Genomic DNA, 13169 nt, shown 5'->3' on the forward strand with positions numbered 1-13169 from the left:
TTCACTTCATGGACTTCAAGCTGAACAACACATGACCTCACTGTCCCTCACCGATCTCGCCTGGTCACCCTTGGGCCACGATCACTGCCATCACCAGTTCCAGCTGCATGACGCCTCGTTGCACGTGGCCGCCGGTGAGTTTGTCGGGCTGATCGGGCCCAATGGCAGCGGCAAGACCAGCCTGTTGCGCTGCGCCTATCGCTTCAGTCAGCCGGAACGCGGTGAGGTCAGACTCGATCACCACAACATCTGGAAGCAACCTTCACGCTGGTGTGCGCAGCGCATCGCCGTGGTTCTGCAGGAATTCCCGGATGCCTTCGGCCTGACCGTCGAAGAAGTGGTTGCCATGGGTCGCACGCCGCACAAAGGCCTGTTCGACAGCGACACGCTGGAAGACCGCCAGGTCGCCACCCAGGCCCTCAAATCGGTGGGCCTCGATGGCTTCGAAGATCACGCCTTCGCCACGCTGTCCGGCGGCGAAAAACAACGGGTGATCCTGGCCCGCGCCCTGACCCAGCAACCGCAACTGCTGATCCTCGACGAGCCGACCAACCACCTCGACCCGCGCTATCAGCTGGAGCTTCTGCAACTGGTCAAGCGTTTGCAGATCGGCACGTTGGCGAGCATTCACGACCTGAACCTGGCCGCCGCATTCTGCGACCGGTTGTATGTGATCAACCACGGACAAATCGTCGCCAGCGGCACCCCGCAACAAGTCCTGACCGTCGACCTGCTGCGCGACGTGTTCGGCGTTGAAGCATTGATCGATCCTCACCCCCTCCACGGCTACCCGCGAATCACCTGGATAACCCGACCATGACTGTGCGCTCCCTGCTTTGCCTCGCTCTGTTGCTGGGCACCACCCACGCCTTCGCCGAGGCCACCCGGTACCCGTTGACGATCCACAGCTGCAACCGCGAAGTGACCTTCAAGGAAGCGCCCAGACACGCGGTCAGCCACGACATCAACATGACCCAGATGATGCTCGCCCTCGGCCTCAAGTCGAAAATGGCCGGCTACAGCGGCGTGAGTGGCTGGAAGTCGGTGACACCGCAAATGCAGTCGCTGCTCGACGGTCTGCCGGAACTGGCAGCCAAGTACCCGTCGGTGGAAACCCTGCTCAACGCCAACGTCGATTTTTTCTTCGCCGGCTGGGATTACGGCATGCGCGTGGGTGGCGATCTCACGCCGCAGACCTTGCAACCGCTGGGCATCAACGTCTATGAGCTGACCGAATCCTGCGCCTTCGTGATGAAGCGACCGGCCGCCACGCTGGACGACACCTACAACGACCTGCGCAACCTCGGCAAAATCTTCGACGTGCAGGATCGCGCCAACGCGCTGATCGCTGACATGCAAAGTCAGGTTGCGGACATCCGCAAAGACCTGCCCGCCGAGAAACCGCGGGTGTTCCTGTACGACAGCGGCGAAGACCGCGCCATGACCTCCGGCCGCCTCGGCATGCCGCAAGCACTGATCGACGCCGCTGGCGGGCGCAACGTTCTCGATGACGTCGAAGCGAGCTGGACCCGGGTCAACTGGGAAACCGTGGTCGAGCGCAATCCGCAGGTGATCGTGATCGTCGACTACAGCGAAATCACCGCCGAGCAGAAGATTGAATTCCTGCTCAAGAACAAGGCGCTGCAATCGGTGGACGCGATCAAGAACCAGCGCTTCATCGTCATCCCTTACGTGCAGGCCACGCCGGGGATCGACAACGTGCTGGCGGTTGAAACCCTGGCCAAAGGGTTCCACGGCGAATGATCAATCGTGGTTACGGCTGGCTGCTGATTGCCCTCGGCGCGGTGCTGCTGGTGTCGTGCGTGGTGTCGCTGGGCTTCGGCCCGGCGCGGGTGCCGGTGGAGGTGGTGTGGCGGATTCTGCTGCACAAGCTGTTCGGCCTCGGCGCGCCGGACTGGAGCGCTGGCCAGGAACACATCGTCTGGCTGATCCGCGTGCCACGCATGTTGCTCGGCGCATTGGTCGGCGCCGGACTGGCGTTGATCGGCGCGGTGCTGCAAGCGGTGACGCGCAATCCGCTGGCCGATCCTCATCTGCTCGGCGTCACTTCCGGTGCCACGCTCGGTGCAGTGATCGTGGTGCTGCACGTCGGTGAAATCGTCGGCCTGCTGACTTTGCCGATCGCCGCGTTCATTGGCGCATTGTTGAGCATGTTTCTGGTGCTGGGCATCGCCAGCCGGCAGGGTCGGCTGGACAGTGATCGTCTGCTGCTGTGCGGCGTGGCGGTGTCGTTCGTGATGATGGCGATCGCCAATCTGTTGCTGTTCATGGGCGATCACCGGGCCAGTTCGGCAGTGATGTTCTGGATGCTCGGCGGCCTCGGTCTGGCACGCTGGGAATTGTTGGCCGTGCCGGCGCTGAGCGTGTTGCTCGGCCTGATTCTGCTGATCGGCATGGCCCGTCCGCTGAACGCCTTGATGGCCGGCGAACAGACCGCCGTCACCCTCGGCCTGAATGCCCGGGCGGTGCGTCTGAGGGTGTTCGTGATCGCTTCGCTGATGACCGGGGTGCTGGTATCGATCAGCGGCTCCATCGGTTTTGTCGGGCTGATGGTGCCGCACATTGCCCGGCGCCTGATCGGTGCCGAGCATCGGCGTCTGCTGCCGGTGTGCGTGTTGCTCGGCAGCGTTTTCCTCGTCTGGGTGGACGTCGCCGCACGCACACTGATTGCCCCGGAAGACCTGCCCATCGGCGTTGCCACCGCAGCCCTCGGCGGCCTGTTTTTCATCGGCCTGATGCGCCGCCGCTGAATCCTCCGGGTGCGCCCCAATCTGGCGCACCTCGTTGCACCTTTGCATGCAACACGTCCCCTCATGGTGCGCCGCCTTCGCGCGCGACCGCTCTAAACCGACATTTCCCTGCCCAAACCCGACCGGGCACAGCCCTTGCAAAACCCCCTTCAGTCGTTCGCATCTGCCAACCATAAAAAACTTTAACGTTCATGGAGATCGCACAATGAAGCGTCGCAGTTTGATCAAGGCTTTCACACTCACGGCATCCATTGCCGCGATGGGCATGACCTGGACCGTACAGGCCGCCGAGACCATCAAGGTCGGAATTCTGCATTCGTTGTCCGGCACCATGGCGATCTCCGAAACGTCGCTCAAGGACATGGCGTTGATGACCATCGACGAGATCAACGCCAAGGGCGGGGTGAACGGCAAGATGCTGGAGCCGGTGGTGGTCGACCCGGCGTCGAACTGGCCGCTGTTCGCGGAAAAGGGTCGGCAGTTACTGACCCAGGACAAGGTCGCGGTGGTGTTCGGTTGCTGGACTTCGGTGTCGCGCAAATCGGTGCTGCCGGTGTTCGAAGAACTCAACGGCCTGCTGTTCTATCCGGTGCAATACGAAGGTGAAGAGATGTCGCCGAACGTGTTCTACACCGGCGCCGCGCCAAACCAGCAAGCGATCCCGGCGGTTGAATACCTGATGAGCGAAGAAGGCGGCAGCGCCAAGCGTTTCTTCCTGCTCGGCACCGACTATGTGTACCCGCGCACCACCAACAAGATCCTGCGTTCGTTCCTGCACTCCAAAGGCGTCGCTGATAAGGACATCGAAGAGGTCTACACCCCGTTCGGCCACAGCGACTATCAAACCATCGTCGCCAACATCAAAAAATTCTCGGCCGGCGGCAAGACCGCTGTGATCTCCACCGTCAACGGCGACTCCAACGTGCCGTTCTACAAAGAGCTGGCCAACCAGGGCCTGAAAGCCACCGACGTACCGGTGGTGGCGTTCTCGGTGGGCGAAGAAGAACTGCGCGGCATCGACACCAAGCCGCTGGTGGGCAACCTCGCGGCGTGGAACTACTTCGAGTCGGTGGAGAACCCGGTGAACAAGAAGTTCGTCGATGACTGGAAAGCCTACGCGAAGAAACACAACCTGCCGGGCGCCGACAAAGCGGTGACCAACGACCCGATGGAAGCCACTTACGTCGGCATCCACATGTGGGCGCAGGCGGCCGAGAAAGCCAAATCCACTGACGTCGACAAGGTCCGCGAAGCCCTCGGCGGCCAGACCTTCGCCGCACCGTCCGGCTACACCCTGACCATGGACAAGACCAATCACCATTTGCACAAACCGGTGATGATCGGCGAGATCCAGAGCGACGGTCAGTTCAACGTCGTGTGGCAGACCGAAGGGCCGATTCGTGCGCAGCCGTGGAGCCCGTTCATTCCGGGTAACGACAAGAAGCCGGATTATGCGGTGAAGAGCAACTGAGTTAACCCGCTCAACCTGATCGTTCCCACGTCGAGGCGTCGAACCGTCTGCGTGGGAATGCCTCAATGGACGCTCTGCGTCCGCTTTTGGGACGCGGAGCGTCCCGGGCTGCATTCCCACGCGGAGCGTGGGAACGATCACTACGCAAGGCCATTTCATATGCCCACTGCCCTTTACCGCTTGATCCTGGCCCTGGCACTTTTGCTGCCGATGGCCGCCCATGCCGGGGACGCCGAAGACTTCGTCGCCGCCAACCCGATGCAACAGGCCAAACTGCTGGAAGCCTGGGCCGCGCAGCCCGATCCGGCCCGTGTCGAACTGATCAACGCCCTGCAACAAGGCGAGCTGACCGTCGACGGCCAACCCAAGACAGTGCGCCTGAACAACCGCCTGCGGGGTCTGATCGACACCGCACTGGCCAGCCACCAATTGCTCGCCGTCGACGCCAAAATCCGTCTGAGCGCCGCGCAGCAATTGCAGAAAAGCGCCAAACCGGCGCAGCTGAAATTCCTCGACCAGCAACTGGCTGGCGAACAAGACGAAAGCGTCCACGCCGCCCTGAGCCTGGCGCTGGCCAACCTGCAACTGGTCGACACCGACCCGGCGGTGCGCCTCGCGGCCGTGCGCCTGCTCGGTGAAACCGGCGATCCACTGGCCCGCACCCGCCTCGAAGGCTTGCTCGAACCCGGTGTCGAAACCGATGCCAATGTGCGCACCGCCGCCGAAACCAGCCTCGCCCAGGTCAAGCGCAAACTGCTGGTCGGCGAACTGCTCGGCCAAGCCTTCAGCGGCATGTCCCTCGGTTCGATTCTGCTGCTCGCGGCACTCGGTCTGGCGATTACCTTCGGCCTGCTCGGCGTGATCAACATGGCCCACGGCGAAATGCTGATGCTCGGCGCCTACTCGACCTACGTCGTGCAGTTGATGTTCCAGCGCTACGCCCCGCAGGCCATCGAGTTCTATCCACTGATTGCGCTGCCCGTGGCGTTCTTCGTCACCGCCGCCATCGGCATGGCACTGGAGCGCACGGTGATCCGTCACCTCTACGGTCGCCCGCTGGAAACCCTGCTCGCGACCTGGGGCATCAGCCTGATGCTGATCCAGCTTGTCCGGTTGCTGTTCGGTGCGCAAAACGTTGAAGTGGCTAACCCGGCATGGCTGTCCGGCGGGATTCAGGTGCTGCCGAATCTGGTGCTGCCGTACAACCGCATCGTGATCATCGCCTTCGCATTGTTCGTAGTGGTGCTGACCTGGCTGCTGCTGAACAAGACCCGCCTCGGTCTGAACGTGCGCGCCGTCACCCAGAATCGCAACATGGCCGCCTGCTGCGGTGTGCCCACCGGGCGTGTCGACATGCTCGCCTTCGGCCTCGGCTCGGGCATTGCCGGGCTCGGTGGCGTTGCCCTTAGCCAGATCGGCAACGTCGGCCCGGATCTGGGCCAGAGCTACATCATCGACTCGTTCCTGGTGGTGGTGCTCGGCGGCGTCGGCCAACTGGCCGGCAGCGTGTTCGCCGCGTTCGGCCTGGGCATCGCCAACAAGATTCTCGAACCGCAGATCGGTGCGGTGCTCGGCAAGATCCTGATCCTCGCGCTGATCATTCTGTTCATCCAGAAACGTCCGCAAGGCCTCTTCGCACTGAAAGGACGGGTGATCGACTGATGAACCAGCCTCTACTAGTCACGGCTACACAAAAGGCCGGCCCGAAAGTCACGCTCGCCATCGGCGCGGTCGTTCTCGCATTGCTGATCGCCCTGCCGCTGCTGTCGCTGCTGCCGACGGACAGTGCGCTGCATGTCTCGGCTTACACCCTGACACTGGTCGGCAAGATTCTCTGCTACGCCATCGTCGCCCTGGCACTGGATCTGGTCTGGGGTTACGCAGGTCTGCTGTCGCTGGGCCACGGTCTGTTCTTCGCCCTTGGCGGTTATGCGATGGGCATGTACCTGATGCGTCAGGCTGCCGGTGATGGTCTGCCGGCGTTCATGACCTTCCTGTCGTGGACCGAATTGCCGTGGTACTGGAGCGGCACCGGCAACTTCCTCTGGGCAATGTGCCTGGTGGTGTTGGCACCGGGACTGCTGGCGCTGGTGTTCGGGTTTTTCGCCTTCCGCTCGCGGATCAAGGGCGTGTATTTCTCGATCATGACCCAGGCCCTGACCTTCGCCGGGATGCTGCTGTTTTTCCGCAACGAGACCGGCTTCGGCGGCAACAACGGCTTCACCAATTTCCGCACGATCCTCGGTTTCGGCATCACCGAACCCGGCACTCGCGCGGTGCTGTTTCTGGCAACGGTGTTGCTGCTGGTGGCGAGTCTGTTCATCGGCTGGCGCCTGGCCCGCAGCAAGTTCGGCCGGGTACTGACGGCACTGCGCGATGCGGAAAACCGCCTGATGTTCTGTGGCTACGACCCGCGCGGTTTCAAGCTGTTCGTCTGGGTCTTGAGCGCGGTGTTGTGTGGTCTGGCCGGTGCGTTGTACGTGCCGCAGGTGGGGATCATCAACCCGAGCGAAATGTCGCCGACCAACTCGATCGAAGCCGCCGTGTGGGTAGCCTTGGGCGGACGCGGCACCCTGATCGGCCCGCTGCTCGGCGCCGGCGTGGTCAACGGCATGAAGAGCTGGTTCACCGTGGCCTTCCCCGAATACTGGCTGTTCTTCCTCGGCGCGCTGTTCATCGTCGTGACGTTGTACCTGCCCAAAGGCGTGATCGGTCTGCTGAAGAAACGAGGTGAATCATGAGAGTCACGGCGAGCGCTGAATTCATGCTGGAACCGGCCTTTTTCCCGGTGGAGCCCAACAAGGACGAAGGCACCAGCCGCGACTCGATCGGCCTCGGGCAACGCGTCGGTCCGGGCCTCGACACCCGTCACGGCACGATCCTGACCCTGGAAGACATCAGCGTCAGCTTCGATGGCTTTCGGGCGTTGAACAATCTGAACCTGTACATCGGCGTCGGCGAACTGCGCTGCATCATCGGCCCCAACGGCGCGGGCAAGACCACGCTGATGGACGTCATCACCGGCAAGACCCGCCCGAGCCACGGCAAGGCGTGGTTCGGCGAAACCCTCGACCTGACGCAGATGAGCGAAGTACAGACCGCCCAGGCCGGCATCGGTCGCAAGTTCCAGAAACCGACGGTGTTCGAAGCGCTGAGCGTATTCGAGAACCTGGAACTGGCGCAGAAGACCGACAAGTCGGTGTGGGCCAGCCTGCGGGCGAAGTTGAGCGGCGAGCAGAAAGACCGGATCAGCGAAGTGCTCGACACCATTCGCCTGACCTCCTCGGTCAATCGTCCGGCGGGGCTGCTGTCCCACGGGCAGAAACAGTTTCTGGAGATCGGCATGTTGCTGATGCAGGACCCGCAACTGCTGCTGCTCGACGAACCGGTGGCGGGCATGACCGATGCCGAAACCGAGTTCACCGCCGAACTGTTCAAGTCGCTCGCGGGCAAGCATTCGCTGATGGTGGTGGAACACGACATGGGCTTCGTCGGCTCGATCGCCGACCACGTCACCGTGCTGCATCAGGGCAGCGTGCTGGCCGAAGGATCACTGGAACAGGTGCAGGACAACGAGCGCGTGATCGAAGTCTATCTCGGCCGCTGAAGAGGAAATCAGATCGTTCCCACGCTCTGCGTGGGAACGCCGCCATGGACGCTCCGCGTCCGCCGTTATGTGACGCGGAGCGTCACGAGATGCATTCCCACGCAGAGCGTGGGAACGATCACCGGGGAGAATTTGAACATGCTGCAAGTCGACAAGCTGCACCAGTACTACGGCGGTAGCCACATCCTGCGCGGCCTGAGCTTTGACGTGAAGGTCGGCGAAGTGACCTGCCTGCTCGGGCGCAACGGCGTGGGCAAGACCACGTTGCTCAAATGCCTGATGGGCCTGCTGCCGGCCAAGGAAGGCGCGGTGAACTGGGAAGGCCAACCGATCACCACGTACAAGCCGCATCAACGGGTGCACGCCGGTATCGCCTACGTGCCCCAGGGCCGGGAAATCTTCGGCCGGCTGACCGTGGAAGAGAACCTGCTGATGGGCCTGTCGCGCTTTCCCGGCAGCGAAGCCAAAGAGGTTCCGGCGTTCATCTACGAGCTGTTCCCGGTGCTGCTGCAAATGAAACAGCGGCGCGGTGGCGACCTGTCCGGCGGTCAGCAACAGCAGCTCGCGATCGGCCGCGCGCTGGCCAGCCGTCCACGGTTGCTGATCCTCGACGAGCCAACCGAGGGCATTCAGCCGTCGGTGATCAAGGAAATCGGCGCGGTGATCAAGAAGCTCGCGGCCCGTGGCGACATGGCGATTCTGCTGGTGGAGCAGTTCTACGATTTCGCCGCCGAACTGGCCGATCAGTACCTGGTGATGTCCCGGGGCGAGATCGTGCAGCAGGGCCGGGGCGAGAATATGGAAGCCGAAGGTGTACGCGGGCTGGTGACTATTTGAGGTTACGGTCTAATCTGTAGCGTCCTAACGATAATCAGAAAACATGAACTTACCTGTTGCGACTGCCCTGTTTACCCCGAGCTGGCACGCCGAGCTGGAGCTGGCCTATGCCCGCTTCGGCGATTGCACGCGGCCGACCCGACGCCGGCACTTAGGCCCGTTGCGGGTGCAAAAGCATCTGTACGCCGAAGGGCCCGAGGTCTGCCAGCACATCGTCGTCCACCCGCCGGGCGGGATTGCCGGCGGTGACCGGCTCGACATCAGCGCCCGCGTCGAACAAGGCGCCTGGGCGCAGATCACCAGCCCCGGCGCGGCCAAGTGGTATCGCGCGGCAGGCCCCGCCTATCAGTCGCTGAAGCTGCATATTGCTGATGGCGCGACACTGGAATGGCTGCCCCAGGAAACCATCGTCTACAGCGCCGCCCAGGCGGAACTTGCGACCTCGATCGATCTTGAAGGCGATGCGCGCCTGTTCTACTGGGACGTGATAGCGCTGGGTCGTCCGGCCAGTGGCGAGCGTTTCGATCTTGGGCATTTTCAGGCGCATCTGGATATTCGCCGCGATGGCCGACTGCTTTGGCACGAACGCCAGCGCATCGTCGGCGCCGACGGTTTGCTTGATTCGCCGATCGGGCTGGATGGCAATCCGGTGTTCGCGACGTTGCTGGTGACCGGCGAGATCGATGCCGAACTGCTGGAGCGCTGCCGCTCGCTGGGCCACGACGTGCGCGGGGATCTGACGCAGTTGCCCGGTCTTTTGGTCGCCCGTTGCCTGGCCAGCGAAGCGTTGCTGGCGCGAGCGTGGCTGATCGATCTGTGGCGATTGCTCAGGCCTGCGTTGCTTGGCCGCGAAGCCTTGCCTCCCCGAATCTGGAATACCTGATTTTCTTCAACTGCCGACAATGGATTTCAAACGATGGACCTGACCCCACGCGAAAAAGACAAGCTGCTGATCTTCACCGCCGGCCTCGTTGCCGAGCGGCGACTGGCCCGTGGCGTGAAGCTCAACTACCCGGAAGCCATGGCCTATATCTCGGCGGCGCTGCTTGAAGGCGCCCGTGACGGCCAGACCGTGGCCGAACTGATGCATTACGGCACGACCCTGCTGACCCGCGATCAAGTGATGGAAGGCATCCCGGAAATGATCCCGGAGATCCAGGTCGAAGCGACGTTTCCCGACGGCACCAAACTGGTCACCGTCCACCAACCGATCGTCTGAGGCCGCGCCATGACTTACACCATCCGCGATGCACTGCACGCCGACCTGCCGGCGATCCGCGACATCTACAACGACGCCGTGCTCAACACCACGGCGATCTGGAATGAATCCGCCGTCGACCTCGGCAACCGTCAGGCATGGTTCAGCGCGCGTCAGGCCCAGGGTTATCCGATCCTGGTGATCGTCGACGCCGACAACGCCACCCTCGGCTACGCTTCGTTCGGTGACTGGCGGCCATTCGACGGTTTCCGCCACACGGTCGAGCACTCGGTCTACGTGCGCAGCGACCAGCGTGGCAACGGCCTCGGCCCGCAACTGATGACCGCGCTGATCGCACGCGCGAAAACCTGCGGCAAACACATCATGGTCGCCGCCATCGAGAGCGGCAACGCCGCGTCGATCCGCCTGCACGAACGCGCCGGTTTCATCACCACCGGGCAGATGCCGCAAGTCGGCACCAAGTTCGGCCGTTGGCTCGACCTGACCTTCATGCAACTGACCCTCAATCCTGGCGCGGAGCCACCGCCCGCCAACAAGGAGTGATAACGATGAACCCCGCCCAACTGCGACGCGTCAATGCGGAAAGTTTTGCGCACTATCGTCAGGGCCTGATCGACCTGCTGCTCGACGCCGTTGGTTATGGCGCCAGCGTCGGCTTCATGGCCGACCTCGATGCCGCTCAGGCCCGCGCCTATTTCGACGACGTGCAGGACAACCTGAACAAAGGCAACGTCTTGCTGTGGGTGGTGGTCAAGGATGAACAAGTGCAGGCCAGCGTCCAGTTGAGCCTGTGCCAGAAGGCCAACGGCCTGAACCGTGCCGAGGTGCAGAAGCTGTTGGTGCGCGAACACGCCCGGCGGCGCGGCCTCGGCCAGCAGTTGATGCAAGCGCTGGAACTGACGGCCCGCCAGTACAAGCGCGGCATGCTTTACCTCGACACCGAGGCCGGCTCCCCCGCCGAAGATTTCTACAAGGCCCTGGGTTACACCCGCGCCGGGGAAATCCCCGATTACGCCTGCGACCCGAACGGCACCTATCGCCCGACGGCCCTCTATTACAAAGTCCTGCAAGGAGCGAACTGATGATTCCCGGCGAATACCGGATCCAGCCCGGCGACATCGAACTCAACGTCGGTCGTCGCACGGTCAGCCTGAAAGTGGCGAACAGCGGCGACCGGCCGATCCAGGTCGGTTCGCACTACCATTTTTTCGAAACCAACGACGCCCTGACCTTCGACCGCGCCGCCAGCCGTGGCATGCGCCTGAACATCCCGGCGGGCACCGCCGTGCGCTTCGAGCCGGGACAAAGCCGCGAGGTGGAACTGGTGGAATACGCCGGGCATCGCCGAGTGTTCGGGTTTGCCGGGCGGGTCATGGGTGACCTCTGAATTTATACCGTTTGCGCAGGCCCCTTCGCGAGCAAGCTCGCTCCCACAGGTGATCGCATTCCCTCTGTGGGAGCGAGCTTGCTCGCGAATCTGTGAGCGAAGCGAACAGTCTCAAAAACAATTGAATCTCAAGGCATGCGCATGAAAATCTCGAGACAAGCCTACGCCGACATGTTCGGCCCCACCGTCGGCGACAAGGTGCGCCTGGCCGACACCGAGCTGTGGATCGAGGTCGAGCAGGACTTCACCACCTACGGCGAAGAAGTGAAATTCGGCGGCGGCAAAGTGATCCGCGATGGCCAGGGCCAGAGCCAGTTGCTGGCGGCCGAAGTGGTCGACACCGTCATCACCAACGCGTTGATCATCGACCACTGGGGCATCGTCAAGGCCGACGTCGGCCTCAAGGACGGGCGCATCGCCGCGATCGGCAAGGCCGGCAACCCGGACGTGCAGCCCGGCGTGACCATCGCCATCGGCGCCAGCAGCGAAGTGATCGCCGGCGAAGGCATGATCCTCACCGCCGGCGGCATCGACACCCACATCCACTTCATCTGCCCGCAGCAGATCGAAGAAGCGCTGATGAGCGGCGTCACCACCATGATCGGCGGCGGCACCGGCCCGGCCACCGGCACCAACGCCACCACCTGCACTTCCGGCCCGTGGCACCTGGCGCGGATGCTCCAGGCAGCGGATGCGTTCCCGATGAACATCGGCCTCACCGGCAAGGGCAACGCCAGCCTGCCGGAGCCGTTGATCGAACAGGTCAAGGCCGGCGCCATCGGCCTCAAGCTGCACGAAGACTGGGGCACCACCCCGGCGAGCATCGACAACTGCCTGAGCGTCGCCGACCAGTACGACGTGCAGGTGGCGATCCACACCGACACCCTCAACGAATCCGGTTTCGTCGAAACCACCCTCGGCGCGTTCAAGGGTCGCACCATCCACACCTATCACACCGAAGGTGCCGGCGGCGGCCATGCGCCGGACATCATCAAGGCCTGCGGTTTCGCCAACGTGCTGCCGAGTTCGACCAACCCGACCCGGCCGTTCACCCGCAACACCATCGACGAACACCTCGACATGCTGATGGTCTGCCACCACCTCGACCCGAGCATTGCCGAAGACGTGGCGTTCGCCGAAAGCCGCATCCGCCGCGAAACGATTGCCGCCGAAGACATCCTCCACGACCTCGGCGCGTTCTCGATGATCAGCTCCGACAGCCAGGCCATGGGCCGCGTCGGCGAAGTCATCACGCGTACCTGGCAGACCGCCGACAAGATGAAAAAACAGCGCGGCCCGCTCGCGCAGGACGGCGAAGGCAACGACAACTTCCGCGCCAAGCGCTACATCGCCAAGTACACGATCAACCCGGCGATCACCCACGGCATCAGCCACGAAGTGGGTTCGGTGGAAGTCGGCAAATGGGCCGATCTGGTGCTCTGGCGCCCGGCGTTCTTCGGCGTGAAACCGACGCTGATCCTCAAGGGCGGCGCCATCGCCGCGAGCCTGATGGGCGACGCCAATGCCTCGATTCCAACCCCGCAACCGGTGCACTACCGCCCGATGTTCGCCAGCTACGGCGGCTCGCTGCACGCCACCAGCCTGACCTTCATCAGCCAGGCCGCGCAGGAGGCGGGACTGCCCGATGCATTGGGCCTGAAGAAGAAAATCGCCGTGGTCAAAGGTTGTCGCGACGTGCAGAAAACCGACCTGATCCACAACGATTACCTGCCCAACATCGACGTCGACCCACAGACCTATCAGGTCAAGGCCGACGGCGTATTGCTCTGGTGTGAACCGGCCGAAACCCTGCCGATGGCGCAGCGTTACTTCCTGTTCTGAGACAAAGCCCTGGGCGTCGAGACAGTCGACGCCCA

Annotated in this window: 14 protein-coding genes; all 14 read left to right on the forward strand. The window is 63.0% G+C overall.

Annotation, left to right across the window (positions count from 1 at the left end; all coding sequences use genetic code 11):
- Positions 1-31 precede the first annotated feature (31 nt).
- The 14 genes from MKZ87_RS24440 (at position 32) to ureC (ending at position 13134) form a co-directional block, all read left to right on the forward strand.
- Positions 32-820, forward strand: coding sequence for an ABC transporter ATP-binding protein (locus MKZ87_RS24440; RefSeq protein ID WP_266202079.1), 789 nt, complete (start codon positions 32-34; stop codon positions 818-820).
- Entirely contained in the window at positions 817-1764 is a 948-nt protein-coding gene (locus tag MKZ87_RS24445; protein ID WP_266202080.1) for an ABC transporter substrate-binding protein, read from the forward strand. The genes MKZ87_RS24440 and MKZ87_RS24445 overlap by 4 nt, the downstream gene beginning before the upstream one ends.
- A complete protein-coding gene (locus MKZ87_RS24450; RefSeq protein WP_266202081.1) occupies positions 1761-2771 on the forward strand; it encodes a FecCD family ABC transporter permease in 1011 nt (336 codons plus the stop codon). The genes MKZ87_RS24445 and MKZ87_RS24450 overlap by 4 nt, the downstream gene beginning before the upstream one ends.
- Before the next feature lie 205 nt (positions 2772-2976).
- On the forward strand, positions 2977-4242 hold the full coding sequence (gene urtA / locus MKZ87_RS24455) for an urea ABC transporter substrate-binding protein (RefSeq protein ID WP_085703434.1): 1266 nt from the start codon (positions 2977-2979) through the stop codon (positions 4240-4242).
- A gap of 159 nt (positions 4243-4401) precedes the next feature.
- Positions 4402-5904, forward strand: coding sequence for an urea ABC transporter permease subunit UrtB (gene urtB / locus MKZ87_RS24460; protein WP_266202082.1), 1503 nt, complete (start codon positions 4402-4404; stop codon positions 5902-5904).
- Positions 5904-6983 carry an urea ABC transporter permease subunit UrtC gene (urtC, locus tag MKZ87_RS24465; RefSeq protein ID WP_085701010.1) on the forward strand — a complete coding sequence of 360 codons (1080 nt, stop codon included), beginning with the start codon at positions 5904-5906 and terminating at the stop codon, positions 6981-6983. Before urtB ends, urtC begins: the two co-directional genes overlap by 1 nt.
- Positions 6980-7849, forward strand: a complete 870-nt coding sequence (gene urtD, locus MKZ87_RS24470) for an urea ABC transporter ATP-binding protein UrtD (protein WP_416383555.1) — start codon at positions 6980-6982, stop codon at positions 7847-7849. The genes urtC and urtD overlap by 4 nt, the downstream gene beginning before the upstream one ends.
- A gap of 138 nt (positions 7850-7987) precedes the next feature.
- Positions 7988-8686, forward strand: coding sequence for an urea ABC transporter ATP-binding subunit UrtE (urtE, locus tag MKZ87_RS24475; RefSeq protein ID WP_085685026.1), 699 nt, complete (start codon positions 7988-7990; stop codon positions 8684-8686).
- 43 nt (positions 8687-8729) lie between these two features.
- Positions 8730-9569 (forward strand): urease accessory protein UreD, encoded by an 840-nt coding sequence (locus tag MKZ87_RS24480; protein ID WP_085701011.1) that lies wholly within the window; start codon positions 8730-8732, stop codon positions 9567-9569.
- Between the two features lie 33 nt (positions 9570-9602).
- The gene (gene ureA / locus MKZ87_RS24485; protein WP_039766748.1) at positions 9603-9905 is read left to right on the forward strand and encodes an urease subunit gamma; all 303 of its coding nucleotides are present in this window, start codon (positions 9603-9605) and stop codon (positions 9903-9905) included.
- A 9-nt stretch (positions 9906-9914) separates the two neighbouring features.
- Positions 9915-10448: a GNAT family N-acetyltransferase gene (locus MKZ87_RS24490; RefSeq protein WP_085703430.1), complete on the forward strand. Its 534-nt coding sequence runs from the start codon at positions 9915-9917 to the stop codon at positions 10446-10448.
- 5 nt (positions 10449-10453) lie between these two features.
- On the forward strand, positions 10454-10987 hold the full coding sequence (locus tag MKZ87_RS24495; RefSeq protein WP_085685035.1) for a GNAT family N-acetyltransferase: 534 nt from the start codon (positions 10454-10456) through the stop codon (positions 10985-10987).
- On the forward strand, positions 10987-11292 hold the full coding sequence (locus tag MKZ87_RS24500; protein ID WP_085701013.1) for an urease subunit beta: 306 nt from the start codon (positions 10987-10989) through the stop codon (positions 11290-11292). Before MKZ87_RS24495 ends, MKZ87_RS24500 begins: the two co-directional genes overlap by 1 nt.
- A gap of 141 nt (positions 11293-11433) precedes the next feature.
- On the forward strand, positions 11434-13134 hold the full coding sequence (gene ureC / locus MKZ87_RS24505; protein ID WP_085701023.1) for an urease subunit alpha: 1701 nt from the start codon (positions 11434-11436) through the stop codon (positions 13132-13134).
- Positions 13135-13169: the final 35 nt, after the last annotated feature.

The organism is Pseudomonas sp. MCal1 (genome assembly GCF_026341415.1).
Taxonomy (GTDB): domain Bacteria; phylum Pseudomonadota; class Gammaproteobacteria; order Pseudomonadales; family Pseudomonadaceae; genus Aquipseudomonas.

Bases quoted from the DNA above. Each gene is read 5' to 3' on its own strand.
- MKZ87_RS24440 (WP_266202079.1), top strand. From the start codon at position 32: ATGACCTCACTGTCCCTCACCGATCTCGCCTGGTCACCCTTGGGCCAC.
- MKZ87_RS24445 (WP_266202080.1), top strand. From the start codon at position 817: ATGACTGTGCGCTCCCTGCTTTGCCTCGCTCTGTTGCTGGGCACCACC.
- MKZ87_RS24450 (WP_266202081.1), top strand. From the start codon at position 1,761: ATGATCAATCGTGGTTACGGCTGGCTGCTGATTGCCCTCGGCGCGGTG.
- urtA (WP_085703434.1), top strand. From the start codon at position 2,977: ATGAAGCGTCGCAGTTTGATCAAGGCTTTCACACTCACGGCATCCATT.
- urtB (WP_266202082.1), top strand. From the start codon at position 4,402: ATGCCCACTGCCCTTTACCGCTTGATCCTGGCCCTGGCACTTTTGCTG.
- urtC (WP_085701010.1), top strand. From the start codon at position 5,904: ATGAACCAGCCTCTACTAGTCACGGCTACACAAAAGGCCGGCCCGAAA.
- urtD (WP_416383555.1), top strand. From the start codon at position 6,980: ATGAGAGTCACGGCGAGCGCTGAATTCATGCTGGAACCGGCCTTTTTC.
- urtE (WP_085685026.1), top strand. From the start codon at position 7,988: ATGCTGCAAGTCGACAAGCTGCACCAGTACTACGGCGGTAGCCACATC.
- MKZ87_RS24480 (WP_085701011.1), top strand. From the start codon at position 8,730: ATGAACTTACCTGTTGCGACTGCCCTGTTTACCCCGAGCTGGCACGCC.
- ureA (WP_039766748.1), top strand. From the start codon at position 9,603: ATGGACCTGACCCCACGCGAAAAAGACAAGCTGCTGATCTTCACCGCC.
- MKZ87_RS24490 (WP_085703430.1), top strand. From the start codon at position 9,915: ATGACTTACACCATCCGCGATGCACTGCACGCCGACCTGCCGGCGATC.
- MKZ87_RS24495 (WP_085685035.1), top strand. From the start codon at position 10,454: ATGAACCCCGCCCAACTGCGACGCGTCAATGCGGAAAGTTTTGCGCAC.
- MKZ87_RS24500 (WP_085701013.1), top strand. From the start codon at position 10,987: ATGATTCCCGGCGAATACCGGATCCAGCCCGGCGACATCGAACTCAAC.
- ureC (WP_085701023.1), top strand. From the start codon at position 11,434: ATGAAAATCTCGAGACAAGCCTACGCCGACATGTTCGGCCCCACCGTC.